The organism is Pseudanabaena sp. PCC 6802, assembly GCF_000332175.1.
GTDB lineage: Bacteria > Cyanobacteriota > Cyanobacteriia > Pseudanabaenales > Pseudanabaenaceae > PCC-6802.
Window position 1 is genome coordinate 3,778,136 of record NZ_KB235914.1, and the last position, 26,402, is coordinate 3,804,537.

Sequence of the window (26,402 nt, forward strand, 5' to 3'; positions counted from 1 at the left end):
ATTTCTTTGCCGATCGCTGAGCACTAACTTGCACGAATCATTTCGGATTGCTACATGAATTGCAATTTGATTAACAGTTTGTAATTTTGCAAGTGTTTTTTTTAATCTTTATTTTCTCACTCTATTGGCAAAACCATGTGAAATTGTTTGATATTACAGGTCAAGCACTGAAAAATTCTCGGTCAATTGTTGTGCAAATTTATAGCCGCAGACAGATCTGTTAGTACAGAAGGTCTTTATCATGGAGTCAATAGCCTCAAATCAGTCTCTGGATCTGTTTGCCCAAGCTAAGGTCATAACCTGCAGCCTGGACATGTTGGTAGTTGAGGCAGTTTCTTTGCTCAAAAAAGGGCATCCTTACGCCGTCGTGCTCGATCGCGAGCGTATTCCCCAGGGCTTATTTAACTCGCAGTGCCTGTTGAGTTGGCTGGAATTCCAGAGCGAAACGATCGGCAGTCAACGACGAAACAGAAAACACGAAAAACTTGCTGATGTCGATCTGCAACCTTTACCATCGATCGCTGCTGCCACTTCGATCGATGAGTTTCTAGCGCGGGTATCGCAATACGATCACTCCGCCAGCATTTGGGCATTGGTCGATCGCGATAGTAGGTACATCGGCGCGATTGAAGTATTGCCATTGGTGCGGCAAATAGCTTGGCAAAATTTGACTGATACTGCCAGATCTTTGGAGCAGTTGCGCAGTTTGATCGAGCCTTTACCTTTACCGCTGATGATCCATAATGCCGAAGGTCATATCCTGGGGGCAAACCAGCAGTGGCAAATTTATTTGAACCAGTGCATTCACCAGATCCCGCAACACTCTGGCGATCGCCCGCATACCTATCATTGCCCGATTGATGGTGGCGCGATTCGCACGTGGCAGGTAGTCAGTGTAGAGTTATCGGGTAGACTGAGAGGCTTGTCGCTGGCGATCGCTCAAAACATTACCAACCAGGAGCAACTAGCGACGGAGTTATCGGAGCAAAATGCCAGCCTGGTACGGCTAAATCGCATGAAGGACGAATTTCTGGCTTGTATTACCCACGAGCTTAAAACCCCCCTGACATCGGTAATTGGCATGGCAAGCCTGCTAGAGACCAAGACATTTGGCGAGTTAACCGAGCGGCAAAGCCGCTATGTGAATCTGATCCATCGCAGCGGTCGGCATTTAATGGCGATCGTCGATAATATTGTCGATCTGGCAAAAGCGGAAACAGGACAACTAGAAATCGATCCAGTCACCATTGCCATCAAACAAATGTGCGAGCAAAGTATTTACCAAACCCAAAAACTCTTGCAGCAGAATGCTTGGACGGAGCAGAGTCCGGTGCCCCATATTCAGCTAGATATTGACCCCGCGCTGACAAATATAGTGGCAGATAGCGTAAAGGTGCAGCAAATGCTGGTCAACCTCCTATCGAATGCGTTTAAATTTAGCGAAGACGACAAGCAACCCGAGGTGGGGTTAACCGTGCGGCGCTGGGAGGGCTGGATTGCCTTTACTGTTTGGGATCGCGGTATCGGCATCCCAGAAGAAAAACAGCATTTGATATTCCAGAAATTTCAGCAGCTAGAAAATACTCTCACCCGCAGGTTTGACGGTACGGGCTTGGGATTGGTCTTGACTCGACACCTGGCCAGATTGCATGGTGGCGATGTTACGTTTGTGTCGCAGGTGGGAGTCGGCAGTCAGTTCACAATTTTGTTGCCTCCCATTCCACCGCGCTCGGCTGAAACTGCGAAAGTGCCGATTGTATCCAGTCAGTTTGTCCTGGTTGTAGACAATGCGGCTGTGGATATCGATAGATTGTCAACGATGTTAACGAATAGGGGCTATAGAGTCGCGATCGCCCGTACGGGTACGGAAGCGCTCGAAAAAGCCAGGCGGCTCCAACCTTCACTGATTTTGCTCAGTCCCGATTTGCCCGTCTTATCCGGTTGGGACGTGCTGGCATTACTAAAACAAGATGCCGCTACTAAGCACATCCGCGTTGCCATGATGGTTAGTAATGGCGATCGCAATCGCGATACTCAACAAGCAAACGATCTTTTGGTGAAGCCAATTGAACCGGAGCATTTAAACGCCTTTTTATCTCGCAAGCCCGTTCATAGAGATCCATTGACAATTATCTGTTTGGGTAAATGTCAACACGAGGATGTGATGACTCATTTGCAAGCGTTGGGGCATCGCCTTTTAGAAGCCGATAGTGTAGAGCAAGGAGAAATATTGACCCAAATCTGGCACCCCAATTTAGTTTGGCTTGACTGCAAGCCTAAAGACGTGTTTGCCAACCTGGAGCGTATCGATCGGTGCCATTTTTTAAAGTCCTTACCGATCTTAATTGGTTCTGAGGGCATCGATCGCTGTCGCATGGAATTTCCCAAGCTGGACTTGCATGGATTTTCTAGTACACTACCGCACCAGGTTACGGAAACAGAAGTCAGTCGTATTGTCAATCAAGCTGTAGGCTATCTACACTCCCCAACCGTATTGGTAGCGGACTTCAGCAGTTCGGGTATTCTGTCACAATCTTTGCAACAGTACATTTTAATGGCAGGATTCCACGTACAGATATCCCATTCCCACGAGCTAATCTTGCAGCAACTCCAATCTGGTAGCGTTGATGCTTTGCTCGTGACATTGCATAACCAATCTTGCCTCTCTCCTAAAGAACTAGCTGCTATAGACTTCCTGGTTCAAATCGATACGGATATCCCAATCATCGTAGTTGATGGTAGAGAAAATCCACCAGCAACAGATGAGGCTCGGTCGCTCATTAAGATTGCTACTGCCGTATTGCAACAACCCGACGCGATCGCGCAGTTATTACCAACTTTACGTCGATGCTTATCCCTCGGTTAATCTTTCCGTCCAGGTTAAAAGGGGCGATCGCTAGCAGAACCTTCATAATTTGGGCAAGTCATGATTTGGGCAAGTACAGATGTAGCATCAGTGGGACGATCTTTAGTTTATACCCTAATTTTCTAAGTGATGACAACTCCAGATCAATTTCTCGATCGCTTTAGCAAGTTCGGCATTCGCTTGGGCTTAGAGCGCATTTACCAACAATTGTCAGATCTGGGTAATCCCCATACGCAGGTGCCCGCGATCCATGTAGCGGGGACGAATGGCAAAGGATCGGTATGTGCCTATATCTCGTCAATTCTGCAAGCTGCAGGCTATCGAGTTGGGCGCTATATCTCACCCCACTTAGTCAACTGGCGCGAACGCATTAGCATAAATTCGCAATGGATTAGCGATCGCGATCTGATGGCGGCGCTCCAACAAGTAGAACGCACGATCGTCGCAGATCGGATGCCAACTCAGTTTGAAGTAGTCACGGCGGCAGCGTGGTGGTATTTCGCACAGCAAAAAGTGGATGTGGCAGTAATCGAAACGGGGTTGGGAGGGAGATTGGATGCGACAAATGTTTGCGATCGCCCCCTAGCAGCGGTAATTACTTCGATTAGCATGGATCATTGGCAGCGCTTAGGTAATACTTTGGGCGCGATCGCGGGGGAAAAGGCAGGTATTATTAAATTCCGCTGTCCGGCAATTATTGGAGAGGTGCCAGAGGAAGCGAAAGCGGTAATCGCTGCTAAGATAAATGACTGCGAAGCAGTTGCAGCCTGGGTGAAGGCAGCAGTTAGAACTGAAAATGGAGCGGAATGGGAAGGATTTAAATATCCATTACCGTTACTGGGCAAGCACCAGTTAATGAACTCGGCGATCGCTCTGGCAACGATTCGATCCTTACAAAAGCAAGGATGGCAGATATCAGAATCTGCGATCGTACAGGGCATGAGCCAGACGCAATGGGCGGGACGGTTGCAATGGGTGGAATATCAATCCCATAAATTACTGATTGATGGGGCGCATAATGTGGAAGCAGCATTATGTCTGCGTCAATTTGTAGATGAGGCTTTTCCTCAGAAGCGCGTTCGTTGGATTGTAGGCATATTAACTACAAAGGATAGCCAGGGAATTTTGCAAGCCATCCTGCACCCAGATGATTTGCTATTTACCGTCCCAGTTCCTGCGCATCAAACCACCGATCCAGAAAAATTAGCAAATCTAGGCGATGCAATTTTGATCCAACCTCCTACTGTTTGCCAGGATCTGCCATCCGCCTTAGATGCGGCTTGCAGAGATCGCAATTCCGATCCAGTTATTCTCTGCGGTTCTCTGTACCTTGTAGGAGAGATGCTCAAAATTTGCCAGTGAATATCTTGAGGAACGGTTACTTGATTTCATTAACACGGCTATTGCAAATTCAACTTGCTGAGGCAATCCAAATTGCTTTGGGTATCGATCGCATCTATGCAGAAATTCCCGTCAAACCTTATGTCACTAAACAATCGGAATCTTATCAAAGCAATACCTATCACTACACATCGCCGATCGCATTGTCTCTGGCCCATCAAGTGGGGCGATCGTCTCTGGAAATTGCACGGGATATAGATCGGGGAATGGAGAAATTAAGCTGCGATCGCTTTTCGACTGCGGTAGAAGGTGAAGGGTGGCTCAATTTTCGATTATCAGATCGGTTAATCGCAGAAAGTCTTTATGCTTTGTCCCAAACTCTGAAGGAGAATGAGATAGCAACGCCAGACCAACCTCAAAATTTTCCAGGCTATACCTACGTCCAGTATGCCTATGCCCGCTGTTGTGCCCTGTTGCGCCTGGCGCGACAGTTGGAATTAATGGGAGATTGGCACGACTTTTCCTGGCAATTATTAGATCCGACAGGTAATTTATATTTGCGAGAGTCGGTGGAGATGAGGTTGGCGTTGTGTTTGGTAGACTTTGAAAAGCGCTCTAAGTTGGATGAATTAGAGCGTAAGAGAGCAATTAAGCTCAGTAAGAATTTAGCGGCTAATTTCCTGGATTTTTACGACACCTGTCGAATTGCAAGCGCAGCCCGAGATCTGAGCGAAGCTCGCATGGGTCTGGTTGCTACCACCCAAAAAGTAATTGCATACTTAGCCTCGGGACTGATATTTTTACCTGAATTCCTCTAAGGAGCCGATCGCTGATGTTATGCGGAATCCCTATCTCTTTTAGCCTGCAAGCACCTTTACATATAAGGGTCGCAGGGACGCAGACCCCGCCCTGGTTTTCCCTCTCCCTCAAGGAGGTGGGCAGCCCGAAGCGTTGCCTCGCTAGTAGACAACTGGTTAATCGCAATAAGGATCGTAAAATGGTGCATTTTAACATCTAGATGCTACTATTGCGAGAAGTATAAATAAAGTAAAAGTCAAAGTGATTAGGGACAAGAATGACTACTACAGAAAAAGTCATCTCCTTTTATGGTCGGGAGATTAAGTTAAGGATAGGTTTATTAGCGCCACAGGCTGGTGGATCGGTATTAATACAATGTGGTGAGACGGCGGTTTTAGTGACAGCAACGAGGGGGCCTGCTCGGGAAGGCATTGATTTTTTACCCCTTTTGGTAGATTACGAAGAAAGGCTCTATGCAGCCGGTAGAATTCCTGGAGGCTTTTTGCGGCGCGAAGGCAGGCCGCCAGAAAAAGCAATTCTGATTTGCCGATTGATCGATCGCCCCCTCCGCCCGCTGTTTCCTGGTTGGCTGCGCGACGACATTCAAATTGTTGCCACGACTCTGGCGCTAGACGAAAAAGTGCCCCCCGATATCCTGGCTGTAACGGGGGCGTCGATCGCCACCCAACTAGCAGGTCTACCGTTTAACGGGCCGATGGCAGGCGTGCGGGTTGGTTTGGTGGGCGATGAATTTATCATTAACCCCACCTATGCCGAAATTGAAGCGGGCGACCTGGATCTAGTCGTTGCAGGTACGCCTGAAGGCATCATCATGGTCGAAGCAGGGGCTAACCAACTGCCCGAACATGACACGATCGAGGCGATCGAGTTTGGCTATGAAGCGGTGCAGGAGTTAATTGGCGCTCAGAAATCGCTCATGCAAGAGCTAGGTATAACGCCACCAGAAGTTGTAGAACCCGAAGTGGACACGACGCTGGAGAAGTATATTGCCCAGCAGTCTGAAGCCAAAATTCAGCAGGTAATTGCTAGCCTGGAAAAAGATCGCACCGTGCGCGATGCCGCTTTAGATGGGATTAAGGCAGAGTTGGTCGCAGCGATCGAAGCCCTGCCTGAAGAAGATCCGATTAAGCTATTGGCTGATGCCAAAGCTGTTGGCAATACCTTTAAAGCCTTGACCAAAAAATTGATGCGCCGTCAGGTGCTCGATCAAAATCTGCGGATTGATGGGCGCAGTCTGGATGAGGTGCGTCCCATATCGGCAATGACCGGACTCATTCCTCGCGTGCACGGCAGCGCTCTGTTTAATCGCGGTCTTACCCAGGTGATGTCTGTTGCTACGCTCGGCACTCCCTCAGATGCCCAGGAACTCGACGATCTGCATCCCGACGAGAAAAAGCGCTACCTGCACCACTACAATATGCCGCCCTATTCCGTGGGTGAAGTTAAGCCCATGCGATCGCCGGGTCGCCGTGAAGTTGGTCATGGTGCCCTGGCGGAACGCGCCCTCGTACCCGTACTGCCTCCGGCGAATCAATTTCCTTATGTTTTGCGGGTGGTGTCGGAGGTACTGTCATCGAATGGGTCTACCTCTATGGGTTCTGTCTGTGCTTCCACGTTAGCGCTAATGGATGCTGGCGTACCGATTACCAAGCCCGTTAGCGGTGTGGCAATGGGACTAATTCAGGAGGGCGATCGGGTGCGCATTCTCACTGACATTCAAGGAATCGAAGATTTCTTGGGTGACATGGACTTCAAGGTCGCAGGGACAGAGACTGGGATTACGGCGCTACAAATGGATATGAAAATCACTGGCATTGCCATGTCCACGATCCGCACTGCCATCCTGCAGGCAAATGCTGGGCGCAGCCATATTCTCAGTAAAATGCTGGAGGCACTGCCAACACCGAGACTCGAACTGTCACCATACGCACCGCGTTTGCTGACTCTGAGCATCAACCCCGACCAGATTGGCATGATTATCGGCCCTGGCGGTCGCACTATTAAGGGCATTACTGAGGAAACGGGAGCTAAGATCGACATCGAAGATGACGGTACCGTAACGATTTCTTCCACCAACGGCGATAGCGCCAAGCGTGCCAAGCAAATCATTGAGGGAATGACGCGCCGCGTTGGTTCCGGTGATGTCTATTTGGGTAAGGTGGTGCGGATTATTCCCATTGGTGCTTTTGTGGAGTTTCTGCCGGGTAAAGAGGGCATGATCCATATCTCTCAATTAGCGGAGGGACGTGTTGGCAAGGTGGAAGACGAAGTCTCAGTTGGTGATGAGGTGATCGTCAAGGTGCGCGAAATCGATCAGCGCGGTCGATTTAATCTCACCCGTTTGGGCATTCATCCTGACGAAGCTGCTGCTGCTAAGGCTGCGGGTTCGCTCTAGTGGGATTTGCCCCCCTAGTCCTCCAATTCTCTAGTAGATCGGAATTGATTCAGCTTGTCGAAGGTATCCCACAGGCAAGCTGAGTCGATCCAACCCACATAACCGCTGTACGAGCAATTACCCTCTGGATCGCCTACATATACGCGATCGACCTGGAGATAATTTTTCCCAATGCGAATGGTAGAGCCATCTGGATATGTCATGAAGATTTTTGCCGCAGCAAACCCACGGGGATGCGTATCAGTTATGCCGGGTATTGCTTGTAACGTGCGAACAATCTGTGTAGTTAGATCTAGATATCGGGCTACGGGTGCGATCGCGGGACGCTCCCAAAAGTTGTGGATTGCTGCCGCGATCGCGGGATGATTTTTCATGTCTGCATGTTTCAAATTGGGAATGCAGATTGAGTTCGCACGATCGAATTGGGTAGCGAAGATCGGCACCGTGCCGTCGCTACCACTATCGCTATCCCCAGCAATCGAGAGAGTGGGAATGGATGCGGCGATCGCCGTTGCCATGTTGCGGCGGTTTTTGCCCAGATCTCTGGCTATCCCTATGCCCCATCCCAACGGATCGAACGTGCGTCCTAGATCTGAGCCGCCTACGGGCGAACCTACCAGCACGAGGCTATGTACTCGCGTCCACCATTCTCGATGTCGATCCAATATTTCCAGCCAGATCAAACCACCCATTGAGTGACCGATGATGCGGATAGGTATGTGGGGATGGGCAGCGATCGCATCGGCTGCAATTTTCTCTACCTTCGCAATTAGAGGTTCAATTCGCAGCCAGGTATTGACCCAACCCAAATCTGGAGCAATGACAAGAGTCTCAGGTGTAGCAAGACTATGAGCTAACTGAGAGATTTTTTTGTTTGTATCCGCCCATCCATGCTGAGCAAAGAGAATGAAATCTGGCAAAGGTTTTGCAGGTAAATGACTACATAGCTATCATAACCTTTCCTTATCCTCAGACTATCCTCCTATTGTGCTAACGATTCGTTGCATCTTATGCAATAAACCTCCAGTTTTAGCTAAGCATCTGGGTCAATTTATGAAAGAACTGATGCACATCTTCATGAATTTCAGCGGGAATCATCTGAGAGGCAACTATTTCGCGAGTCAATTCTAACGAAGAATCGGGCTGTATTGGAAGTTCATAGGATTTGAGTTGCTGAAAAAGAGAATCTGCGTTCTCAAACAAAAGCTTTTTCCCATTGACTACTTGGAATATGTTAGCTTTAACATTTCGCCATGACTGATTAGCTGGCAGCGTAAGATTCTCACTAGCAAAAAAATCACTAATTAATTGCTGGATTGGAGATGAGAAAGTACTATCATCATTATTAGTAATGCCAATTTTTTGAAGAGCTGCTCTGATCCAAGCATCTGGAACGAGTAAATAATTTTCAATATTTTTGCGCCGCCACTCATACAGTACTGGGTTATTTGGGTCGGGGTGAAATGTCCCTTCCTCATCATAATCAAATAATATAAGACGTTTGGCATTAGGAATAATTTGTTTTACTCCATCAAAGTGGCGATCGCTATCTTTCCTCATTTTATCCTTAGAGCCCCCACCCATAACACGAAAACAAACTTGGTTGAGTTCGTGTTGCTTACCTAGAGAAGTTGCCCAACCTCTTAAAAGACGCTCGTCGGTTTCCCCCTCAACATACAAAAGTATAGGTATGCTAAGCTCTGAAAGTTGAGTAATCTCCAGATTGGAAACATCTGCCATAGCAGTCAAAATTGCTGGCGTTGACTCTACTCGTTTCGGAATCTTATCAAGCAACGAGACAATTTGGCGAACATCAACACCTTGAATAAATTCCTCAGCATGTGTAGCAATCAGAAATTGGGTATTACGTTGTAGAATCTTCTGATTTTTGAAGTAATCTAGGATTTCTCTTTGCAGATTGACATGTAGGTGTGCATCTGGTTCGTCCAAAAGAATAGTAGTAGGTTTGTAACCATAAAAGAATGATAGAAGAGTTAATGTTTGATGAAAACCACTGCCTCCAGAGATGATGTCATAATATTTATCCCCTTGCTTGTATTCACAGACTATTTGTGTATCTACCCCTCGTTCATATTTAGGAGCACTCAGATCGACACTAAACCACTGTTTAATCACCCTTTGAATCTCATTCCAGTCTGCTTGATTCTCTTCCCAAACTCGAAACAATAGGTTCCTCAGAACACTTCCTGGCTGAGCTTTGCCAACTTGTTTTCTGATTGGCCCATCATCTCGCCATTCTTCATTGGGCTCTAAACCTGAAAAGGGTGGTACATAAGCAATTACTGGCAAAAGAGAGTTTGGCTGTTTAGGATCTCCTTCCAGCTTCCGAAAATATCCCCATCCTTCTGAAGGAATGGCATAGATTGTTTGCGGTGAACTATAGCGCAACTTGACACCAAAAGAGCATTGTTTAGTCTCGGGTATGTCAGTTATCCAGGTAACATCAATTTCTACTAAAATAAATTCCTGTTTTTTAGAGCCATTAACTTTAGGATAGCGACGATCGGTTTTCTCTTTCCAAAGTAGATTAAACTCCGGAACTGGCAATGCTGTAAAGTTTGGGAGAACAACCTGTTTCCCCGTCTTGCCTCCACGCTTAACTCGTCGGAACTCATCAATACAGAACTGCCAAATTGCTAGAGCTTGTAGGATTGTACTTTTACCACTATTATTACGTCCAACTAAAAGATCGAACTGAGCAAACTCATATGTTTGCTCGTCAATGCTTTTAAAGTTTCTTAGGTTTAGTTTGGTAATCACCGATTGATATTGACAAGCATTTAATACTGGTTGGGATTAACGATCGGAGCTCGAAGATATAACAAATTTTATCGATCGTCATTGTTTGTGCCAGTTGTAGCACGACTCTATCTACGATCGCAAGCCGCAAAGCGATCGCAGATGGCTTCTACTGTAAAAATGCCAAATAGCCAGGGTAAATGTCCAATCGGGGCGTTGAGCGTAAAGTCCAGTTCGTGAAATCGCTTCCAGCGTAGAGAAGTCCTTAACAAATCGTAGGTGCGCCAGCCTACGCGATCGCCAAATAAACTCCAGGCCGCGCCTTTGTCCCAACGACTATCGTCGCACTTTTGCCAGATCGGTTGCTGCACGCTGAACCCAAATCGACCGTTACTGTATTTGAGCCAGAGGCGATCGATTATGCCCAAATCTTCACAGGGAAATTCCTTAATATGATGGTCTTTCAATTGATACATCAGATGTCGCTGCGGCGTTATACCAGATGCCTTCAGCATGAGATCTTTCGTCATGCGATCGGCACCCCGCCATTGTTTCTTTTCCAGTAGCTCCTTCAGTGGCGTGTAGTTAACCCTATTGGTGGAGAATAGCTCTAAAGCCAGTTTCACCCTCGGTTCTGGCTGTTCGCGCAAAATATCGTAGGCAGCCCATTGCACCTGCTCCGATTCATCCCGTAGAGCACGAATGACTAAATCTAGCCCCCTTTGTCCGTGTTGCAGGGCTTCTCGCAAAGCCGCTACGCGCAGGTCAATAACATCGGTTTGCAGCCGCCGCTTTACTCCATCTAGTCCGCCCAGGACAAACCCTCCCGCAGGCACCCGATCTTGCCCACCCAAGACAGCATCATAAGGTTGCGGTTGATTGCGATGACGATCGTTCATAGTTCAAATTTAGCATTACTGGAGCAAGCACGCAGTTATCTATCATCGGGGTGACGCATATTTAGATGTTTCTGTGGCACTATGTCTAGTTGCTGATTGCTGCCCCTCCTGTTGAAACATGAAGTCTCCCGATCGCCTGCTTATAGTTGATGATGTACCAGATAACCTCTTCTTGATTCGGACAATTTTAGAGGAGGAAGGTTACGAGGTCTTGGAGGCAACTAATGGGGAAACTGCATTAGAATTGGTCAGATCCCAATTGCCAGATCTAGTATTGCTAGATGTGATGATGCCTGGTATGGATGGGTTCGAGGTAACTCGCTGCATACGTGCCTGGCAGGATTTACCCTTCATTCCCATTTTGCTAATTACGGCTTACGATCAAACCAGCGCGGTTAAGGGCTTAGATCTGGGAGCAGATGAATTTATTCGCAAGCCAGTAGAAGCAGATGAATTGCTAGCCAGGGTGCGATCGCTCTTACGACTAAAACATAGTATCGAAGAGCGCGACAACATCGCCCGCCAACGTCAAGATTTTGTCTCGCGCCTGACCCACGACTTGCGCACGCCCCTGGTGGCAGCCGATCGCATGTTAGGGCTACTGCAAGACGGGGCGCTTGGCCCCATATCCCAGCCAGTAAGAGAAGCTTTGGAAGTGATGGCACGCAGCAACCTTAACCTGCTGGAAATGGTGAATAAGCTGCTTGATGTCTATCGCTATGAGGCGGGCAGCAAAACTCTGGAAACGATCCCGATCGATGTAGCGGAATTGGTGCAGCAGGTCGTGCAGGAACTCAGGCCTATTGCTCAAACTAAAAACCTGGATCTAATTACTGATATAGCAACGGATTTGCCACCTGTCAAAGGCGATCGCCTGGAATTGCTGCGCGTGTTTAATAACCTGATTGGCAATGCCTTGAAATTCACCGAAGAAGGCAAGGTGGAGGTAAGCGTGGCACAAAAGGGGACTGAGATTGCTATCTCGATTAGCGATACGGGACCGGGTATTCCTGAAGCGGAACGCCCGTTTTTATTTCAGCGGTTTCAGCAGGGGTTTCACCACAAGCAAGGTAGCGGTTTGGGCCTATACCTATCGCACTATATCGTGACGGCGCATGGTGGCAGAATCTCATTGCAATGCGGGAAAGATAAAGGTTCCTGCTTTTCCGTGTACCTACCGATATAATTACCCTGTAGACCTATCGCTATATAAACACCTTGGATTTATCGCAACTCAAAGAGAGATTGCTTTTGCATCTTCGCCAAATTGTCAGAGAGCGCAGCCCCTATCTCTCAACAGGCGGTCATTTTTACGTGCAGCAGTACGTGCGGCAGCAGCTCTCTCAATGGGGAATTGTAGAAATCCATAAGTTTCAAGTGGGAGGAGAAGTATATCAAAATTTAATCTTAAATTTACCAGCGATCGCTTCTCGTAAAAACAGTGCCAAACAAGCCCCTATACTAATTGGTGCCCACTATGATGCCGTGCCGGGTTCTCCAGGCGCTGATGATAATGCAACTGGAGTGGCAGTCTTGTTGGAATTGGCAAGAGCGTTTGCCGAGCAGCCGATCTCCCATCCAATCCGTCTTGTTGCTTTCGATCTGGAGGAATATGGATTACTGGGAAGTTCGGCCTACGCTGCCGATCTATGGCAGCAAAAACAGCAACTGCGCTTGATGCTCTCGTTGGAAATGCTGGGATATAGCGATGACGCGCCAGGCTCGCAGCAATATCCCCTGCCATTACTCAAATGGCTGTATCCCGATTGCGGTAATTTTTTAGCGCTAATTGGCAATGCGATCGCAATTCCCGATCTCCTGCGACTGAGTTACAAGATTCGTAAAGATGAGGTGCCCTGCGAGTGGCTGCCAGTACCCAATCGCGGTTCGATCCTTCCCGATACCCGCCGCAGCGATCACGCACCATTTTGGGATCGAGGCTATCGGGCAGTACTGGTTACAGATACAGCAAACCTGCGCAATCCACACTACCATCAACTCAGCGATCGCATCGATACCTTGAATCTAGATTTTCTTACTGGTGTTTGTAATGGGTTAATTCATGGCATTTCGTGTCTGTAGAATCGATACTCTAGCTATGATTTAATTCCATCAATGAAAGTTTCTCGCCAGAATAAAGCCACTTCTCAAAATTTGCCTTGCATCGTTCCCACTCCTTATCTGTCATGGCAAACCAATCTGTATCCCTATTTTTGCCACGGACAAACATGTGCTGACGGAATCGACCTTCATAAATAAATCCCATCCTGGCAGCGGTAGTTCGACTGGCATGGTTTAGCGCATCGCATTTCCACTCGACTCGACGATAATTGTGGCGATCGAACAGGTGCTGAAGTAACAGAAACTGCGATTCAGTATTGACTTTACTTTTATGGACTCCAGGAGTAAACCAGACGTGACCGATTTCGGCGCGACCGTGATTTGGGGTAATTGCCAGTAACGCCACGATCCCAACTGGCATATTCGCCAGGTTCTCAAAAACCGTCCAGGTCAGAGGATCGGATTTGCCCACCAGGTTTTGCTCCATCCAGTTTCTCATTACGGAGGCGTTCTCGAATGGGCCATAGAACAAATATCGCCACACAGCTTCTTTTCCCAGCGTTCCATGCGAAGCGGCGTATAGAGACTCTACATCTCTTTCTGGAAGTAGAGGCTTGAGGGTAACAAATTGACCGTCGAGTTGAATTAACTCAGGCGATCGCCAGGTTGGTGGCAGCATATTTTATTTGGTTGTGTTATGGGTACCGCGCAACTGACCGCAGGCAGCGTCTGCTTCGATGCCTCGCGTGCGACGCACGCTCACGGCAATATTCTGCTCCTTGAGGGTTTGGGCAAATAGCTCCACCATTTGAGGTGTAGGGCGCTTGTAATCCGCATCGCTAATGGGATTGTAGGGGATCAGATTAACATGGCTTTGAAAGCCCCGCAAGATCTGCGCTAGTTGTTTAGCCTGCTGGGGTGAGGCATTCACGCCAGCTAACAGAGTATATTCAAAGCTGACCCGTCGCCCCGTGATATTAATATATTCTCGGCAGTCATCCAGGATGGCTGTAATGGGGTACTTACGAGCAGAGGGGATTAAAGATTCTCGTAGTTCTCGATCGGGAGCGTGCAGGCTTACTGCTAGGGTAACCTGGAGATGATACTGAGCCAGTTGCTTAATTCGATTGGGAACTCCCACAGTTGAAATGGTAATATTGCGCTGGCCGATGCCGATATCCTGATTGAGGACGCGCACGGCTCCTACCACATTCTCTAAATTCAGTAATGGTTCGCCCATGCCCATAAAGACCAGATGGCTTACCCGTCGATTCATCTGTTCCTGAACTGTGAGGACTTGATCGATAATCTCGTGCTTAGCGAGGTTGCGCTCGAAACCGCCTTTACCTGTAGCGCAGAAATCACATGCCATCGGGCAACCAACTTGGGTGGAGACGCAAACGGTGAGACGCTTGCTGGTGGGAATACCTACAGTTTCCACGATCGCACCGTCAGCTAGACGTAGCAAAAACTTCATCGTGCCATCGCTGGCTTCGGTTTTGTGGTAAATCTGCGATCGCCCGATCTCCGTACCTGACATCTCCTGTCGCCATGCTTTTGGGAAGACGGTCATCTCCTCCAGGCTATGCGCTCCTTTTTGATAGAGCCAATCATGTAACTGTTTGCCGCGATAGCGCGGCTGACCAGTTTGTTCTACCCAGGTTGTGAGTTCCTCCTGGGATAATCCCAGCAGAGGCACTGGTTTGTCAGTAATAGCGCTTGTCATATCTTATCTCTTCCATCGTTTGAGTCGAACCGAAAAAGTACTGCCCTGCCGTTCCTGCGAGCTGACCAGAATCTCTCCTTGCATTTTTTGGACGAGGTCGAGGGCGATCGCCAGCCCCAGACCCGTGCCAGGAATTTCTCCCATTGCTTGCCTGCCGCGAAAATTCCGATCGAATAGATGGGGTAAATCCTCAGTGGGAATTCCCAAGCCCGTATCCTGAAAGATCGCGGTAGCGCAGTCCCGATCTACTTCTACCTTCAAAGTTACGCGTCCGCGAGCTAATGTATATTTCATGGCATTATCTAACAAATTGCCCAGAACCTCTCTGAGGGCGGCGGCATTGCCTAAAATTAAGGGTAGCTCGTCGGGAATATTTACCTCAAATTCTAGATTGCGCTCTTGGGCGATCGCCGTCCCAGAATTAATTAAAGGATCGAGAATTTCCTTTAAGTCAACCGCACTCAGTTTAAAGCTGGCAGATGGTAAAAGCAAGCGATCGGGATTCGCCTCCAAAATGGCTGCGGGGCGGAAACCATCTACTTCGGCCAGTAGTTCTTGCATGTGTTTGGCTTCGCTCAGCAGACTCTGCACAAATTTTCGATTGGGATCTTCAGGCAAAATGCGACGCATTAGCAGTTGTGCGAAAGTGCGCATGGCAGTAAGCGGGTTGCGGAGTTGATGTAACAGGCTTGAGAGAAAGTTGGCATGTTGTTCGTAGACCTGGCGTTGCTGCGTCTCTAACCACTGGCAGCGGCGATCGAGGGCACAGGCGATCGCCAGGGTATTAGCAATCTGTTGAATCTGTAAGTGTTCTTGCTCGCTCCATTCGCGATCTTCCCGCCCCGCCATCAAAAAGCCCATAATCGCGTCCTGGTAAATCAGGGGTAGAACTATGCGCCCTGGTTTGACGAGGGCGCTACCTTCGGACTGTCCCAAGGCGGATGGCAGTAGTAACTGGGGATTGGCATTTAGCTGCTCGGCGGCATCATCTGGATAGGCGACGACCTCAATCAGATTGGGCGTACGATTGCCCATTTCCTCAGTGATATACATGACACCTGAAACTGCACCCAGGGCTTGGGTGAGTAGGACGATCTGCGATCGCGCTAGATTGGTGAGGTCAGGACTAGCTGTCAGCATGAATAGCGTTTAGGGAGTGTTATGTGAGGCAGGAGATATATAGACTTGAATAACTCAAATTTGACAAATTTAATAATTAACGATTAGTAATTCATAAATTCGACCGCGTTTTGTACCTACAGAATTGATCGCACGACTAGCTAAAACCCTATGTATAGAATAGCCTGCGTACAGGCGTTCAAAGTAATCATCGTCCGCATTTTCATTTTTAGGGTCGGAGTTGCTGAGCATCAGTTTTGCTCCCTTCTCCCGATCCAGCCGTCGGAATAGATGGGCTAACTTTTCCTGCTCGCGATCTGTAAATCCCGTACTAGCATAGCCTGTAAAATTGGCTGTTTTACTAATGGGACGATAGGGCGGATCGAAATATATAAAAGAATGCTCGTCCGCGATCGCGTAACACGACTCAAATTCTGCCAGCCTAATTTCTGTTTTATTTAACAATTGAGATATCCTGCGAATATTATCGGCATCCAGGATCTTCGGCTGTTTATACCGACCGTATGGCACGTTAAACTCCCCTTTGGAGTTCAATCTAAAGAGACCGTTAAAACAGGTTTTATTTAAAAATATAAGCTGCGCCGTACGATTTATCGCAACCTTGGATAATTGACGGCTATCAGTTCTCTCTCTTTGGGCATTAAATTGAGTTCGCACTTCCGAAAACAACAATTCTCTCTCTATTTGGCTAGATTTGTCATATTGGACTTGCAAAGTTTCGAGGGCAGCAATCAATTCATCTGGCCACGCCTGGAGCGTTTGGTAAGCCAAAACCAAATCGGGATTAATATCAGAAATAAACGCCAATTCGATCGCATAGGTTTGGCATATTTCCAGAAAAACCGCACCACTACCAATAAACGGCTCGATATATTTCTTAACCTTACCTCGCTTTAAAGATTCAGGATAATATGCTTCAAATTGTCTTAAAAGTTGTGTTTTGCCCCCTGCCCACTTCAGGAACGGTTTAGCTTTAATGCTTTCCATACCATTGACAGTGTAACAATGTTTAGATTTGTTGTTAGACCTCACAAGCTCTCAATAAACTCCTCAACTGGGATTTGTGCCTGTTTGAGAATGCCATTTAACGTACCAACTTTCAATTCTCGATGTACTGGAATAACACAACCAATTTCACCCTCAGCAGTTTTCTTTTTCATGACAATATGGCTACCGGTTTGACGAACTTGCTCAAACCCTAATCGTTCCAGTACTCTAATTGCCTCCCTACTTGAGATTCGAGGCATTTTAGGCATAGCTAACCTCAATGCTAGTCACAAATCTAGGCGATGTTTCCGGTAGAGGAAATTCCTCTAAGTATAATCGCGTAGCCTCTTGCAAACCTTCGATCGCCTCCTCGATCGTTTCTCCTTGATCTACTGTACCGACTTCTGGACATTCAGCTATGTACATATCTTCTTCTTTATAGACAATAGCTGTAAGACTGCGAGTTTTCATAACAATGACCTGCCTTATTTACTGTCAAGGTAATAAATTTAAAGTTGTGTTTTGCACCCTGCCCACTTCAGGAACGGTTTAGCTTTTACTTCTACCATGCGATCGCAAATTTCAAGCTAACACTTCCGGTAATCATACAACTGCTCTCCTTACATTATTACTAATTGAACAATACGATATAGCGGTTTTCAGATCAGAAAGAGTAGGGGGTTTGGGGGCGTTGCCCCCAAGAAGGGGTTTCACCCCTTCACCCCAAAAATAAAACCCGTTCTCAAGTGAAAACCGCTATAGAAATTGCATCCCCTTTTTGTTAAGATGCAAATGCTAAAATTCTTACATATTTCTTACTTTTTGACACTGAGGATCTAATGAAAGTCACCCGATTGTCTAGTAAAGGACAGATTATTATCCCAAAAGCTTTACGTGCTGCTCATAACTGGGAAGCTGGTCAAGAATTTACTGCTGTTGATGTTGGCGACGGTATTCTTCTAAAGCCCAAAAAACCTTTTCCAGAGAAAACATTAGCGCAGGTTGCAGGGTGCTTGAAATATCGAGGACAGCCAAAGAGTCTGGATGAGATAGAAGATGCGATTCGCCAGGGAGTAATGGAGCAGTGGCACGATCGTGTTGATACAAGGGAGTAATGGAGCAGTGCCATGATCGCTGTTGATACAAATGTTGTCGTACGTCTCTTAACTCAAGATGATGAAAACCAATACAATAAAAGCCTCGAGCTATTTCGGGAACGAGATGTATTTATTCCTGAGACAGTTATCCTTGAAGCTGAGTGGGTATTGCGGTTTGCCTATCGTTTTAGACCCGATGAAATTTGTGAAGCATTTAGAAACCTACTGGGGTTACCCAATGTCCAGGTTACGAATGGAGGTCTGATAGCACAAGTTCTACAATGGCATCAGAATGGTTTAGATTTTGCAGATGCGTTCCATTTGGCTCAAAGCCACAACTGTTTAGAGCTATACACATTTGACATTAAGTTTGCAAACAAAGCCAAGGGATTAACCAGGTCTGAAGTTCGACAGCTATAGACCTGATACTTAAATTGCACAGAAATACCATGCAAATAGCAACTTGGAATGTTAATTCAGTGCGTACTCGTCTAGAGCATGTGGTTAATTGGCTGCAAAGTCATCCTGCCGTTGACGTACTTTGCCTCCAGGAAACCAAAGTGGTTGACGCTGACTTTCCGCACCAGCCGTTTACCGATCTGGGTTGGCATACCTACATCTACGGTCAGAAATCTTACAATGGCGTGGCCATAGTTTCTCGTCAACCCATGTCAGACATCAAGATGGGGTTTGCCGCCATTTTAGATGATGTTGGCGATCTAGACGAACAGAAACGGGTAATTGCCGCGATCGCCAACGACATCCGCATTGTCAATCTTTACGTGCCGAACGGTTCGGCAGTTGGTAGCGACAAGTACGAGTACAAACTGCGCTGGCTCGATGCTTTAAGGCAATACCTGCAAGCTTTACTCGCAAACGATCCGCGCCCCACCCTGATCTGCGGTGACTTTAACGTAGCGCTGGAGGATATTGACATTCATGATGCCAGCGATCGCGCCAATCAGGTGATGGCAACCGATGCCGAGCGCGAGGCGCTCCAGTCCGTTCTGCACTTAGGGTTTAAGGACGTGTTTCGCAAATTTACCGCCGAGGCGGGTCATTATTCCTGGTGGGACTATCGCGGCGGTTCGTTTCAGCGCAATCGCGGTTGGCGGATCGACTACCACTTTGTCACCGAGAACCTGTACGAGCGGGCGATCGCCTGCGAGATCGATGTAGAACCGCGCCGCCTCACTCAACCAAGCGACCATACGCCTGTCATCGTTGAATTTTAGCGTCAATTATTGCTAACATTTTCGCCAACGTGATGCCCTGGCAGTAGCTCGGCACCAGCCGGAAAATCTCTAGAGCCAAATACGCGATACAAGCGATCGTGGATCGAGCAACTTGGCTTAATTAGCGGCCAGACAATTCGTCCTAGAAAAATCTGATCTGCTACGCGACTTTCTGTTAAGGTTTTGTAACTAAAGCCTTCCAGTAACCTGGCGAGTGGAGGGAGAATCCCACTTACGCCGCCCCACATGCCTGCCAAAACTAAATCCGTATGCGAGGTGCAGTCGCGCATAATGTGGAAGTGGCAATGGGAATCCAACCATTCTCCCACGGCCAACCGCTCGCGAATATTGATGACGGAATCGCAGTCGCGAATTAGAAATCTTGTCACATTGGGATCTTCAGCTACCAGAAACCGCCAGAACAAACCATCCGTAGATCGTTGATGGCGCTCCATCATTACCACCTCCGCCCCTGCATGAGTCAGAGCCGCGCACGTATCCGAGGGAACTGTATCATCCACATAAAAGCGACAGCGCCAACCTGGGTAGAGATGGGGCGCAGCGGTAGCATTCGCGATCGCCCCGCGTTGGTACATCTCTACCCGTCCAAATAGACTGAAAGCAATAATATTAGCTTTCTGCCCGCACATCTCAAACGGTGGGATAGGAATGTTTGCGAAATCTATTGCTGCAAATGGGGTTTGCGCGAGTCGATCTTTTTGGAGGAGCGATCGCTCGCCATAATGACGCGCCCGTTCCAGATTGCCAAGTTTGCCATATAAATCTGCCAAACCATCCAACAAATTGAGATCTTCAGCTCTGTCTAATTCTGCTGCTTGTAGCGCTGCTCTTGCTTCTTCTAAGCGATGGGCGCGCAGCAAACTCAATCCCAAATTCAGATCTACGCCTGGGAAATCCGGTTGATGACGCTTCAGGATACTGAACACCTGTACGGCGGTATTCCAATCCTTAGCCGTAAATAGCATGGTACCGAGCAGTTGATAGTCATCCGGGGCGATCGCCCCCCGTTTAATGCCATCGTTAACCAATTGCACCTGAAGGGCGATCGCCTCATGCAAGCGCCCAGCCGACCGCAATTCTTCAACCCTACTGCGGATCTGGTCTGGGGTCAATTGCGAATTAGAGGAATTCATAGGAGAGTCTCTATCTTTACTTTCTCCGGCGCGTTCTTGCAGGGCGATCGCTGCTACTCCCGCCGCTCTATCCCCCCCTGGACGGGCGTGACATCAGAATTAGAGTTATTCCAGTTAAAGTCGCTAATCCGCAGTAAAATCTCGCCAATTTCGCGGGTGGGATTGTAGCGAATGACAACCGCATAGGTGCGGCGACTGTATTCCAAGCTATAGCTAGAATCTATCACCTTCCCCGTCAAAGGGTTCCAGGTTTGCTGCACGCCGAGGCGAATTGGACCGTAGATTTGTTGCAGAATCCCAGCGGTGATGGTCTGGCGATCGGCAATGCGATCGAAGAAGAAGGGAGATTCACCCGACACTAATCCTTGGGTGTAGCTGAGATTGATTTTGGTGTAGTCCAGAAAGGGACGTGAGAAATTGCCTAAAACCGCCGACACCCCGACGGTACCTGCCAGATAAGCTTGGGAAGATCCTGCTGTATAAGCTGAGTAGGCTCCGGTCACGCCAACTACTGCATCTACGCCGGGCACAATTGGCTCTGGGGAATACTTTAAACCCGCTTCCTTCTCTGCTGGTAAAGGTTGACCCCGCCACAGTGGAAATCCCTTGCTCAAAGCTACCGCCGTTTGCAGCCGCCCGAGACCGCTCACGCCTGTGGGCTGAATGTCGCCGCGTTCGGCGTTAATATATTGCAAACCAGCTTGATAGCTAAAGTTAATCCCCGTGTCGCCCAGTACGCGGTTGGGTGAAAATATGTTGAAACCAATAATAGTGCGAACGTCTTGAAACCCTAACGAGCCATTAAATATGCGTTCGCGGTAGGCAAATTGCGTAGCTAGCTGATGATCGCCAAATATAGGGCGATTGTAGGCAATGCTGGCACGCAAGCTATTGGGAAGATCGTTGGGATTTAAGCTCGATAAAGTAACTCTACCAGCTAGATATTGGTTATCTGGCAGAATTGATTCCAGCTTGGCAACCACGCCGAATAGGCCCGAGTCCAAAATATTACCCTGCAAGCCCTTTTGCACGAATATCTGCGGTGATATGCGGAAGCTCAGATCCGGTTGCGCAATGATGTCAAAATCCTGCTGGTAGAAAAATCCACCTCGATCGGTGCGATCGTAGCCGACTAATAGGGGAAACGATCGCTGAAATCGATCCAAAGTCAGCTTGTTAATCGGTACTGGCAGTGAAAATACACCGTCGAATACCAGCGTTGGTGCTTCTGTTTCTAAGCGATCCTGGGTGGGAGAAATCGGTTCTAATTTAGCGCTATCGGTAATTAGTTCGAGTTCTGGTGGGCTAAAGGGGTCGTTAGTTACCCTTAACTTTTCAGCCGACCAGCGATCGCCATCCAGCCGGATCAGATCGGCTCTGAAACCCATGCGACGTATGCCCTTGTTATTGGGAGACTGATTCGGATCGGGGGTATCCCTGCCAATTGCAAAAGTCTGAGAGCTGGGTGCTACGTCTGAGGGAAGCTGGCTGGGACGCGGATCGGCGAGCGTGCCGAAATTAATCGAACCAGAAGCATTCGCCAGAGTCCCCTGTACTTTGGCATAGTTATACTCCAGGCGCGAACCGCGCACGCGCTGATCGCCGCGCTTAAAAAAGACATTGCCATCGGCAACCGCTTGCTGGGTTTTCAGGTTTAGCTCGACTTTGTCAGCTTTAAGTTCTGAGCCTTTGTAAACAACAACTACATTACCCGTAGCAGTAAATATTTGGGTTTTAACGTTATATTCCTGACGATCCGCCTTAACATTCAGCGGCTCGCCTTTAGTCGGTTGTTTGGGCGTTTGTGTTTGGGGCGTTTGTACGCGATCGCCAGGTTTAGGTCGCGGTTGGCTATCTGGTTTGACCGGGCCAACTTGAGCCAGGATGCTGTCGGGCGTAATTTCTACGGACGACAGCGACTGCATTAGCGATCGCAGATCGCTTTCCACAATTTCTGGTAATACTTGTGGCAGTGCTTGGGGTACTGCTGCTAATACGAGATCCTTCGACTCATTCTGAGGCGACTGAAATCTGAGCTGTGCCACCGACTGGGGAGTCTGGTGGGTTATCTGTGCTGGCGGAGGAAGAAAATGTAACATACCGCCACTATTGTAGAACTATCTCCTCAAGTAGATCGCGTGAAAAAAACTCATAGTTGCCCTGTTAGTAAACAGAACTCAGGATTTTTTCAGTCAAACTAAATATTACCAAATGTTACGAGTAAAACTGACGCTTGCTTAAAAACAGCGCGATCGCGGCTGTCCGTCGTAGCCATTGCTCGATCGTGAAGCTGTAAACTGTGGATATATTGAATATGGAATCGATCGAGTTGTTCCCTGTCGATCTCGCACTCCATGCCAACTGACCGCGATCCACAACAGCAAGTAAAAATGACCCAGAATCTGTCAAATGCCCCGATCGCCAGCGATCGTCTCGATCGCCAATTGGAGACTAAACTGACACAGCTACGCCAAATTTTGGCGGAAGCGCAAAAGGTTTTAGTGGCATACTCTGGTGGCATTGACAGTACTCTGGTCGCAAAAGTAGCATTTGATGTCTTGCAGGACAGGGCTTGTGCGGTTACGGCTAACTCCCCTTCTCTGCTTCCTGCCGATCTCGATGATGCCAAAATGCAGGCGCGGGCGATCGGGATCGAGCATCAAATCGTCGCGACTGCAGAAATGGAGAATCCCAACTACACTTCCAATCCCATCAATCGCTGCTATTTTTGTAAAAGCGAACTGCACGATACGCTCAAACCCCTGGCGCGATCGCTAGGTTATGAATATGTCGTTGACGGATTAAATGCTGACGATCTTCACGACTACCGACCGGGAATTATGGCAGCCAAAGAACGAGGTGTGCGATCGCCTCTTGCAGAGGCGGGCATTACGAAACTGGAAGTACGTCAATTATCGCATTATCTGGGATTACCCTGGTGGGATAAACCATCTCAACCTTGCCTCAGCTCCAGGTTTCCCTATGGAGAGAATATTACAATAGAGAAACTGCAACGAGTTGGGAGAGCGGAGCAATATTTAAGGAATCTTCTGCGCGATGCAGGCTGGCTCTGGGATGTTCGAGTGCGCTCTATAGGCGATACTGCGCGCATTGAAATACCATTCGAGCAGATTCCTAAATTTATCAACAATATCAACTTGACTAACCTAATAGCTGCATTCAGAGAATTTGGATTTACTGCTATTACTTTGGACTTAGAAGGATTTCGTAGTGGCAAGTTAAACGATGCGATCGTCCAAACCTTCCAAACATAAACGTGCAGATTATGCGGGCAAAGAAGACAGATAAGTCTATCCTACTACAGTTCACGGAATATTAACAAATTATAAAGAAAATCTATAGATTACTAGAAGCAAGATGGCTGGGAGACTATGATCTAGTTGTTCCCCCGTTAGTATTGGAAGATCGCAATCATGAGTGAAGAAAATAAAAACATTGCCCAAGATCTAATGGGCAAGGCAGGCGATATGCTGGGCGACCTCAAAGAGAAGGCTGGTGATGTTGTCGAAGGTCTGGTCGATAAAGTTGAAGATGTTGTCGGTGAAGAAAACGTTAAGAAGGTCACTGATGTTCTAAATACCGATGTGATGGATATCGCAGAAGGTGCTAAGGATAAAGCTGGAGATGTCCTTGAGGGCATGAAGGATATGGCAGGAGATGCTAAGGATAAGGCTGGAGATGTCCTTGGCAACGTGATGGAAATGGCAGGAGATGCTAAGGATAAGGCTGGAGATGCTCTTGGCGATTTGAAGGAAAAAGCTGGTGATGTTGCTGAAGCTGTAGAAAACAAGGTAGAGCAGGTGGTTGGTGAGGAGAAAGTTCAGAAAGCCAAGAATATTCTCAACACTGATGTAATGGAGTTGTTGGGCTTTAAAAAACCAAACAGTTAGCTTCACTGCTCGTACATTTCAAGTTTGTGTACCTTAGATAACCTGCATGTTTGTCATGTAGGTTTTTTGTAGTTATAGCAACGGCCAAAAGGCTTGGGGTAGAGCATGGCTGGTCAAAATATCGAATTAAGGGTATTACAGAACGAGCAGGAGCGTCTCGATCGCTATCTAGCCGAGCATCTAGATGGGATATCGCGATCGCGAGTTCAAAAACTGATCGAACAGGGCATGGTACGAGTTAACCATCAGGTGTGCGACGACAAAAAAGTAACGGTTAAATTGGGAGACTTCCTACTGGTAGCTATTCCCGACGTACAGCCCATTAGCTTGCTACCAGAAGCAATGGCGTTAGAAATTCTCTACGAAGACGAACATCTCCTGGTAATTAACAAGCCCGTCGGTCTTGTGGTTCATCCTTCCGCAGGGCACGAGTCCGGTACCCTTGTGAATGCGCTTTTATCCCACTGCACCAATTTATCTGGTATTAATGGGATGCAGCGACCGGGTATCGTGCATCGCCTCGATCGCGATACTAGCGGCGCTCTTGTCGTTGCCAAGCACGATTTAGCCCATCAACACCTCCAGTGGCAGATCCAGGCGAAAACAGCGCGGCGAGAATACCTGGGCATTGTTAACGGTGCCCCTAAAACAAGTACGGGTACGGTAGATGCCCCCATTGGTCGCCATCCGGTCGATCGCAAGAAAATGGCGGCGATCGCAACTGGACGGGCGGCAGTTACGCACTGGAGCGTTCAGGAGCGTTTGGGTAACTACACGCTAGTTAAATTTGACTTAGAAACTGGGCGCACGCATCAAATTCGCGTCCATGCCGCGTATATGGGGCACGCGATCGCGGGCGATCCGGTCTACGGTAAGCCATTGAAATACATCGATCGGCAGGCATTGCACGCCTGGCGGCTGACTTTTCAGCATCCGGTGACAGAACGGGAAATCGTGGCGATCGCGCCATTACCAGCCGACTTCGAGAAATTCCTCACCTATCTGCGCCAGCGCTCCAGGTGAGAACGTCGCCGCGCTAGAACATTTGTGACAAAATATGAGCAGGTTCTCTAATTAGTAAGCAAACTTTAGTAACACCGTGACGGCACAGCAATTAAACATAGCCAATTCACCCGAACGGCTGGAGTGGGCTTGGCAAGGACATAGAGTTGAATACACCGTAGTTGGCAGTGGCACCCCCATAGTGCTGGTACATGGGTTTGGTGCTTCTATCGGCCATTGGCGCAAAAATATACCGGCTTTAGCAGCGGGTGGCTACAAAGTATATGCACTGGATTTATTGGGGTTCGGTAACTCAGATAAGCCCGCGATCGACTACTCGATGGAACTGTGGCAGTCTCTGCTTGTAGATTTCTGGAAAGCGCACGTCCAGAAACCAGCCGTGTTTATCGGTAATTCCATCGGTGCCCTGGTTTGTTTGATGCTAGCGACTAACTACCCTGAGATAACTTTGGGTGCGGTGCTGCTAAACTCCGCTGGCGGACTCAGCCATCGCCCCGACGAACTCGACCCGTTTCTGCGGTTTGTGATGGCTACCTTTACTAAGCTAATTAGCTCCAAAGTTACGGGGAAATTCCTATTTAACCAAATTCGCAAAAAGCATCGCATCCGCCGCACCCTGCATCAGGTGTACTGCGATCGCGCCAGTATTACCGATGAATTAGTCGAGATGCTCTATCAGCCTGCTTGTCACCCCAATGCCCATCAAGTATTTGCTTCCGTCGTCACCGCCCCGGCTGGGCCTAAGCCCGACGATCTGCTACCAAACCTCCAATGTCCCTTACTCGTAATCTGGGGTGCCGCCGATCCCTGGACACCAATTAATGGTGCTAATATCTATAAGGAATTTAGTGCCACAAAAGATATCGAATTCCAAGCCATTCCCAATACCGGGCACTGTCCCCACGACGAAAGACCTGAAATCGTGAACGCGCAGGTGTTGGAGTGGTTGGAGAAGATCGACGATCGCGCAACATAAACAGCAGATGAG

25 protein-coding genes are annotated in these 26,402 nt (G+C 48.1%); 13 read left to right on the top strand and 12 right to left on the bottom strand.

Features of this window, described 5'->3' with window-relative positions:
• Window positions 1-241 precede the first annotated feature (241 nt).
• From PSE6802_RS30135 to PSE6802_RS0123400, 4 genes are all read left to right on the top strand, one after another.
• Window positions 242-2,866: an ATP-binding protein gene (locus tag PSE6802_RS30135; RefSeq protein ID WP_019502460.1), complete on the top strand. Its 2,625-nt coding sequence runs from the start codon at window positions 242-244 to the stop codon at window positions 2,864-2,866.
• A gap of 129 nt (window positions 2,867-2,995) precedes the next feature.
• On the top strand, window positions 2,996-4,228 hold the full coding sequence (locus PSE6802_RS0123390) for a bifunctional folylpolyglutamate synthase/dihydrofolate synthase (protein WP_019502461.1): 1,233 nt from the start codon (window positions 2,996-2,998) through the stop codon (window positions 4,226-4,228).
• A gap of 20 nt (window positions 4,229-4,248) precedes the next feature.
• Window positions 4,249-5,025 carry a DALR anticodon-binding domain-containing protein gene (locus tag PSE6802_RS0123395; protein ID WP_162139238.1) on the top strand — a complete coding sequence of 259 codons (777 nt, stop codon included), beginning with the start codon at window positions 4,249-4,251 and terminating at the stop codon, window positions 5,023-5,025.
• Window positions 5,026-5,282: 257 nt separating this feature from the next.
• Entirely contained in the window at window positions 5,283-7,421 is a 2,139-nt protein-coding gene (locus tag PSE6802_RS0123400; RefSeq protein WP_019502463.1) for a polyribonucleotide nucleotidyltransferase, read from the top strand.
• Window positions 7,422-7,435: 14 nt separating this feature from the next.
• Here the strand turns inward: PSE6802_RS0123400 and PSE6802_RS0123405 are convergent, their stop codons facing one another.
• The 3 genes from PSE6802_RS0123405 to PSE6802_RS31455 all read right to left on the bottom strand — a co-directional run bounded on the left by PSE6802_RS0123405 (window position 7,436) and on the right by PSE6802_RS31455 (window position 11,080).
• Entirely contained in the window at window positions 7,436-8,341 is a 906-nt protein-coding gene (locus PSE6802_RS0123405) for an alpha/beta hydrolase (protein WP_019502464.1), read from the bottom strand.
• Window positions 8,342-8,450: 109 nt separating this feature from the next.
• Complete coding sequence (locus tag PSE6802_RS0123410) at window positions 8,451-10,202, bottom strand: ATP-dependent nuclease (protein WP_019502465.1); 1,752 nt, start codon at window positions 10,200-10,202, stop codon at window positions 8,451-8,453.
• A 107-nt stretch (window positions 10,203-10,309) separates the two neighbouring features.
• Window positions 10,310-11,080, bottom strand: a complete 771-nt coding sequence (locus PSE6802_RS31455) for a GUN4 domain-containing protein (RefSeq protein ID WP_019502466.1) — start codon at window positions 11,078-11,080, stop codon at window positions 10,310-10,312.
• A 118-nt stretch (window positions 11,081-11,198) separates the two neighbouring features.
• Between PSE6802_RS31455 and PSE6802_RS0123420 the strand changes: the two genes are divergently transcribed.
• Window positions 11,199-12,266 (top strand): hybrid sensor histidine kinase/response regulator, encoded by a 1,068-nt coding sequence (locus PSE6802_RS0123420; protein WP_019502467.1) that lies wholly within the window; start codon window positions 11,199-11,201, stop codon window positions 12,264-12,266.
• Window positions 12,267-12,298: 32 nt separating this feature from the next.
• Window positions 12,299-13,162 (top strand): M20/M25/M40 family metallo-hydrolase, encoded by an 864-nt coding sequence (locus PSE6802_RS0123425; RefSeq protein ID WP_019502468.1) that lies wholly within the window; start codon window positions 12,299-12,301, stop codon window positions 13,160-13,162.
• Between the two features lie 10 nt (window positions 13,163-13,172).
• On the opposite strand, the gene PSE6802_RS30145 is transcribed toward PSE6802_RS0123425, so the two are convergent.
• The 6 genes from PSE6802_RS30145 to PSE6802_RS0123455 all read right to left on the bottom strand — a co-directional run bounded on the left by PSE6802_RS30145 (window position 13,173) and on the right by PSE6802_RS0123455 (window position 17,465).
• Window positions 13,173-13,820: a GNAT family N-acetyltransferase gene (locus PSE6802_RS30145; protein ID WP_019502469.1), complete on the bottom strand. Its 648-nt coding sequence runs from the start codon at window positions 13,818-13,820 to the stop codon at window positions 13,173-13,175.
• 3 nt (window positions 13,821-13,823) lie between these two features.
• Entirely contained in the window at window positions 13,824-14,867 is a 1,044-nt protein-coding gene (gene rlmN, locus PSE6802_RS0123435) for a dual-specificity RNA methyltransferase RlmN (RefSeq protein WP_019502470.1), read from the bottom strand.
• A gap of 3 nt (window positions 14,868-14,870) precedes the next feature.
• Complete coding sequence (locus tag PSE6802_RS0123440; protein WP_019502471.1) at window positions 14,871-16,007, bottom strand: sensor histidine kinase; 1,137 nt, start codon at window positions 16,005-16,007, stop codon at window positions 14,871-14,873.
• A 69-nt stretch (window positions 16,008-16,076) separates the two neighbouring features.
• Entirely contained in the window at window positions 16,077-16,994 is a 918-nt protein-coding gene (locus PSE6802_RS0123445; RefSeq protein WP_019502472.1) for a DNA adenine methylase, read from the bottom strand.
• A 41-nt stretch (window positions 16,995-17,035) separates the two neighbouring features.
• Entirely contained in the window at window positions 17,036-17,263 is a 228-nt protein-coding gene (locus PSE6802_RS0123450; RefSeq protein WP_019502473.1) for a type II toxin-antitoxin system HicA family toxin, read from the bottom strand.
• On the bottom strand, window positions 17,256-17,465 hold the full coding sequence (locus PSE6802_RS0123455; RefSeq protein ID WP_019502474.1) for a type II toxin-antitoxin system HicB family antitoxin: 210 nt from the start codon (window positions 17,463-17,465) through the stop codon (window positions 17,256-17,258). The genes PSE6802_RS0123450 and PSE6802_RS0123455 overlap by 8 nt, the downstream gene beginning before the upstream one ends.
• Window positions 17,466-17,833: 368 nt before the next feature.
• On the opposite strand from PSE6802_RS0123455, the gene PSE6802_RS0123460 reads away from it, so the two are divergent.
• The 3 genes from PSE6802_RS0123460 to xth are packed head-to-tail and all read left to right on the top strand — an operon-like array spanning window position 17,834 to window position 19,326.
• Window positions 17,834-18,109, top strand: coding sequence for an AbrB/MazE/SpoVT family DNA-binding domain-containing protein (locus PSE6802_RS0123460; protein WP_019502475.1), 276 nt, complete (start codon window positions 17,834-17,836; stop codon window positions 18,107-18,109).
• 12 nt (window positions 18,110-18,121) lie between these two features.
• A complete protein-coding gene (locus PSE6802_RS0123465) occupies window positions 18,122-18,511 on the top strand; it encodes a type II toxin-antitoxin system VapC family toxin (RefSeq protein WP_019502476.1) in 390 nt (129 codons plus the stop codon).
• Window positions 18,512-18,540: 29 nt separating this feature from the next.
• Window positions 18,541-19,326, top strand: coding sequence for an exodeoxyribonuclease III (gene xth / locus PSE6802_RS0123470; RefSeq protein WP_019502477.1), 786 nt, complete (start codon window positions 18,541-18,543; stop codon window positions 19,324-19,326).
• A 2-nt stretch (window positions 19,327-19,328) separates the two neighbouring features.
• Here xth and PSE6802_RS30150 read toward each other — a convergent pair whose 3' ends face one another.
• The 3 genes from PSE6802_RS30150 to PSE6802_RS33860 all read right to left on the bottom strand — a co-directional run bounded on the left by PSE6802_RS30150 (window position 19,329) and on the right by PSE6802_RS33860 (window position 22,836).
• Complete coding sequence (locus PSE6802_RS30150; RefSeq protein WP_019502478.1) at window positions 19,329-20,480, bottom strand: tetratricopeptide repeat protein; 1,152 nt, start codon at window positions 20,478-20,480, stop codon at window positions 19,329-19,331.
• A gap of 53 nt (window positions 20,481-20,533) precedes the next feature.
• Window positions 20,534-22,579 (bottom strand): DUF3769 domain-containing protein, encoded by a 2,046-nt coding sequence (locus tag PSE6802_RS0123480; protein ID WP_019502479.1) that lies wholly within the window; start codon window positions 22,577-22,579, stop codon window positions 20,534-20,536.
• Window positions 22,580-22,677: 98 nt separating this feature from the next.
• On the bottom strand, window positions 22,678-22,836 hold the full coding sequence (locus PSE6802_RS33860) for a hypothetical protein (RefSeq protein ID WP_019502480.1): 159 nt from the start codon (window positions 22,834-22,836) through the stop codon (window positions 22,678-22,680).
• 34 nt (window positions 22,837-22,870) lie between these two features.
• On the opposite strand from PSE6802_RS33860, the gene larE reads away from it, so the two are divergent.
• The 4 genes from larE to PSE6802_RS0123505 all read left to right on the top strand — a co-directional run bounded on the left by larE (window position 22,871) and on the right by PSE6802_RS0123505 (window position 26,390).
• On the top strand, window positions 22,871-23,755 hold the full coding sequence (larE, locus tag PSE6802_RS0123490) for an ATP-dependent sacrificial sulfur transferase LarE (RefSeq protein WP_051050655.1): 885 nt from the start codon (window positions 22,871-22,873) through the stop codon (window positions 23,753-23,755).
• Window positions 23,756-23,914: 159 nt separating this feature from the next.
• Complete coding sequence (locus PSE6802_RS30155; protein ID WP_019502482.1) at window positions 23,915-24,391, top strand: hypothetical protein; 477 nt, start codon at window positions 23,915-23,917, stop codon at window positions 24,389-24,391.
• A gap of 105 nt (window positions 24,392-24,496) precedes the next feature.
• Window positions 24,497-25,414 (top strand): RluA family pseudouridine synthase, encoded by a 918-nt coding sequence (locus PSE6802_RS0123500; protein ID WP_019502483.1) that lies wholly within the window; start codon window positions 24,497-24,499, stop codon window positions 25,412-25,414.
• A gap of 76 nt (window positions 25,415-25,490) precedes the next feature.
• A complete protein-coding gene (locus tag PSE6802_RS0123505; protein WP_019502484.1) occupies window positions 25,491-26,390 on the top strand; it encodes an alpha/beta fold hydrolase in 900 nt (299 codons plus the stop codon).
• Window positions 26,391-26,402 lie beyond the last annotated feature (12 nt).